The sequence below is a fragment of the Arthrobacter sp. TB 26 genome, assembly GCF_000427315.1.
Taxonomy (GTDB): Bacteria; Actinomycetota; Actinomycetes; order Actinomycetales; family Micrococcaceae; genus Arthrobacter.
The window spans coordinates 1-4,288 of sequence record NZ_AUPJ01000117.1 but is presented as its reverse complement, the minus strand read 5'-3'; the positions used below and the strand labels follow the sequence as shown (position 1 = coordinate 4,288).

The 4,288-nt window shown below is 68.3% G+C and carries 3 protein-coding genes and 1 pseudogene; 2 read left to right on the top strand and 2 right to left on the bottom strand.

All coding sequences use genetic code 11. From position 1 onward, the window contains the following. On the bottom strand, positions 1 to 1,023 hold a 1,023-nt coding region (locus K789_RS0103580; RefSeq protein WP_237739502.1), incomplete at its 3' end, for an AMP-binding protein. A gap of 248 nt (positions 1,024 to 1,271) precedes the next feature. On the opposite strand from K789_RS0103580, the gene K789_RS0103575 reads away from it, so the two are divergent. Both K789_RS0103575 and K789_RS0103570 read left to right on the top strand, forming a co-directional pair. Next, positions 1,272 to 2,654: an MBL fold metallo-hydrolase RNA specificity domain-containing protein gene (locus K789_RS0103575; protein WP_024365561.1), complete on the top strand. Its 1,383-nt coding sequence runs from the start codon at positions 1,272 to 1,274 to the stop codon at positions 2,652 to 2,654. Next, complete coding sequence (locus K789_RS0103570) at positions 2,651 to 3,964, top strand: erythromycin esterase family protein (protein ID WP_024365560.1); 1,314 nt, start codon at positions 2,651 to 2,653, stop codon at positions 3,962 to 3,964. The genes K789_RS0103575 and K789_RS0103570 overlap by 4 nt, the downstream gene beginning before the upstream one ends. Here the strand turns inward: K789_RS0103570 and K789_RS25995 are convergent. Beyond that, a pseudogene (locus tag K789_RS25995) lies at positions 3,961 to 4,288 on the bottom strand (hypothetical protein); the annotation flags it as partial. The gene K789_RS0103570 and the pseudogene K789_RS25995 overlap by 4 nt on opposite strands.

Below are 4,288 nucleotides of genomic sequence, written 5' to 3'. Positions count from 1 at the left end.
CGGCACGGCCGGCAGGAACGTCGCGGGGGATTTCTTGAGCGCCTTCAGGACGAGGTCGACGTCGAACTTCGGGAACAGGACCAGCTTCGCGCCGATGCTCAAGGCGAAAGTCATGCAAAGGGTCAGGCCGTAGGCGTGGAACATCGGCAGCACGGCGTACACGGTTTCCCGGCCGTCCTTGAGCCCGGGTACCCAGGCCCGGCCCTGGGCGGCGTTGGCCTGCAGATTGGCGTGGCTGAGCATTGCCGCTTTGGGCAGCCCGGTGGTGCCGGAGGTGTACTGGAGGACAGCGAGGTCCTGGGCCGCCGGGCGCGGATGTTTCTTCCTGAGCTGGCCGGCGCCGAGGAGTTTCCGCCACGGCAGTACGGGCCGCGCGGCCGGCGCAGGCCGGCCCTTCGACTGGACCTTGGCCACGGAAAGCGCGGCGCGGGCCTTGCGGGCCGCCGGAACCGGAAGCCGCAGCGCCAGCCGCTGCAGCAGCGGCATCGCGGGAATCAGCTCCACTGAGACGATGCTGCGGAGCCCGACGTCGGCGGGCAGTTGGCGGACCCGCTCCACCGCCCTGTCCCAGACGATCGCGACGACGGCCCCGTGGTCCTCGAACTGGTGGCGCAGTTCCCGCTCCGTGTAGAGCGGATTGTGCTCGACCACGACGGCGCCGAGGCGCAGCACGGCATGGAAGGCAACGATGTGCTGCGGGCAGTTCGGCAGCACCAGGGCCACCCTGTCGCCAGCCTTGACACCGAGCTTCTCCAGTCCGGCAGCCGCCCGGCTGATCAGGGCGCCGAGCTCTCGGTAACTGGTGCGCGCCCCGAAGAACTCCAGGGCGGTCTTCGACCCATAGCGACGCACGGAGCTGTCCACGAGGTCCACGAGCGACCCCTTGGGCAACACCAGGTGCGCCGGAACCCCCGGCCCGTAGGAGCTGGTCCACGGGCGTTCACGCCAGGGCTGCCCAGGTTGCTGTGCCGTGCTGCCGGGCGCCGTCCGTGTGGCGGCCGTCCGCATGGATTTCTTCTTCATGATCAGTCCTTGCCACTGGGAGCCGCCGGGTCTTCGCAGGCCAAAGCGCCTGCCGGAAAAATCCTACCGGTGCCGGGCCATACCGGCGGCCGGCGCTGCACGCGTAGCGCCCGTGGCGTTCGTGACTTTTGGCCCTAGGGGTTGGCCCGGCGCAGGCGGATGCTGGGGTCATCGCCTGCGCGGATCAGCCGCGCCGTGTCGTGTCGATGCAGGTCATTTCAGGCCGGACATGCGGGATCGGGAGCACCATGAAGCACCAGCAGCCCACCCTCCGTTTCCTCGGAGCCACCGACACCGTCACCGGCTCCAGGTACCTGCTGGAGGCCGGCGGTAAACGCGTGCTGGTCGACTGCGGGCTCTTCCAGGGCTACAAACGCAGCCGCGAACGCAACCGGACGCCTTTCCCGGTCCGGCCCTCCACGATCGACGCCGTGGTGCTGACCCATGCACACCTGGACCACACCGGCTACGTACCCGCCCTGGTGCGGGACGGGTTCGCCGGACCCGTCATCGCCACCGACGGCACCACGGACCTGTGCAAGCTGATCCTCCCGGACAGCGGCTACCTCCAAGAGGAGGAGGCCCGCTACGCGACACACCGGGGATCGACAAGGCACAGTCCGGCGCTGCCGCTGTACACGGCGGCCGACGCGGTGAAGTCCCTCAACAGCTTCAAGATCCACGATTTCGACGTTCCCCTGGACCTTGGCGGGGGGATGGAACTGACGTTCGTTCCGGCCGGCCATATCCTCGGCGCCGCCCAGGTCCGCGTGCGGATGGGCTCCCGCTCGGTGCACTTCACCGGGGACCTGGGCCGGACGGATGACCCGCTGATGTACCCGCCACGGCCCCTGGGCACGACCGATGTGCTGGTCACGGAGTCGACCTACGGGAACCGGAAACACTCCACGGTGGATCCCGAAAAGCAGCTGGGGGACATCATCAACCGGGTCGCGAAACGCGGCGGCGTGGTGCTGTTCGCCGCGTTCGCCGTCGGCCGCGCTGAAACCCTGATGCTGTACCTGTCCCGCCTCCGCAGCAAGCACCTGATCCCGGACATCCCGGTGTACCTCAACAGCCCCATGGCCATTGACGCCTCCGGGATGTACCAGCGGCACCCCGAGGAGCACCGGCTGAAAGAGCAGGAGTACATGAACATGTACAAAGTGGCCAAGCTGACCCGCTCGGTCGATGAATCCAAGCTGTTGAACCTCCGCGGCGGCCCGATGATCATCATCTCCGCGTCCGGAATGCTCACCGGCGGAAGGATCCTCCATCACCTGGCCGCCTACGGTCCCGATCCCAAGAACGCGGTGATCCTCAGCGGATTCCAGGCCGGCGGCACCCGCGGTGCCACGCTGGCAGCCGGCGAGCGCGAGCTGCGGATCTACGGTGAAGACGTCAAGGTCCGGGCCGAAGTGATCCAGATGGAGAGCCTGTCCGCGCACGCGGATAGCGACGGACTGATGGCATGGATGAAAGCCGCAGAATCGGAACCCCGGATGACCTACATCACCCACGGCGAACCGGAAGCGTCGGATGCCCTGCGCATCAGGATCAAACGCGAGCTGGGCTGGCGCGCACGCGTCCCCGAGCACCTCGAAACGATCTCCATCGAGGAGCCCCGGTGACCGCCGGCGTCGGAAAGGTCCCGGTACTGGCTGAAATCCACTCGCTGGCCCGGCCGCTGAAGACGGACCGGGACCTCAACGGGCTGGTGCGGCGGGCCGCGGACTGCCGGTTTGTCGCGATCGGCGAAGCCTCCCACGGCACGCACGAGTTCTATACCTGGCGTGACACCCTCAGCAGGCGCCTCATCGAAGAGGAAGGCTACACCTGGATCGGGGTGGAGGGGGACTGGCCCGACTGCTGGCGGATCAACCGCTGGGTGCGGGGCGAGGCCGGGCAGGAGCAGGGCGTCCATGCACTGCTCGCCGGCTTTGAGCGCTGGCCCACCTGGATGTGGGCGAACGAGGAAGTTGCGGCGTTCCTGGACTGGCTGCGAACGTGGAATCTCCGCCGTCCGATGAGCCAGCGGGTCGGCTTCTACGGTCTGGATGTGTACTCGCTGTGGGATTCGCTCCGCGAGATCATCGGCTGGCTCCAGGAAAACGTTCCCGACGCCGTACCCGCCGCCATGCGCGCCTGGCAGTGCTTCCTGCCCCACCACGAGGACCCGCACAAGTACGCCTGGAGCACGCGGCTGGTGCCCGAGTCCTGCGAGGCTGACGTCATCGCCCTCCTCACCGAGGTCAGGAGCCGGGTGTCCAGTCCGGACGGCCATGACGAAGAAGCGTTCGACGCGGTACAGAATGCCGAAGTGGCAGCCAATGCCGAACATTATTACCGCATCATGGTCCGCGGCGACCGCCAGTCCTGGAACGTCCGGGACCACCATATGGCCGACACCATAGACCGCCTCAGCAGGCACCTCGGTCCCGACTCGAAGGGCCTCATTTGGGAGCACAATACCCACGTGGGGGATGCCCGGGCCACGGACATGGCCCAGGACGGCCTCATCAACGTGGGGCAATTGCTGCGCGAACGGCATGCCGCGGAAGGCGTGATGCTGGTGGGCCTCGCCTGCCACCGGGGCGAGGTGATCGCCGCGGACGCCTGGGGCAGCCCGGAGCGGATCCTGCCGGTGCCGCCCGCGCGCCCGGGCAGCCACGAAGACTTTCTCCACGAGGCCCTGGGGGTGCCGTCGGTGCTGGAGTTCGGTGACGACAGGTCGGGCCCGTGGCTCTCCACCTGGCTTGGCCACCGCGCCATCGGTGTGGTCTACCATCCGGAGCGGGAGCTCGGGAACTACGTTCCGACCCGGATTGGCGAGCGCTACGACGCGCTGATCTGGTTCGAGGACACCCACGCGCTGCGTCCGGTGCACCATGAAGGGCCGCCGCGGGAACCCGAATTCGAGACGGAACCGACCGGCTTCTAATCCGCTGTCCGGGAGCGGGCCGGGGGAGATCGGGGGAGGCCGGCTGGCTGAGGGCGTTGTTCAGGAGGACTCCCATGAGGGCCGTGGCGCGACGGCACGCGGGCCTGCGCGTAGCCCAGCACCGCACCCTCCGCCACCCCCGCGGCCGTCAAAGACACCAGCGACAGTTCGGCATGGGGCAGCGCCACGGACGCCCCGACCGCGGCCGGCGCCAGGAAACCGATGCTCACCGCCAGGGTCACCCATAACCACCAGCGCAACAGGAACCCCTCGCCGTGGGTTTGGCGCGCCTGCACGTCACGCATGGGACCGGGTGCCGCCGGC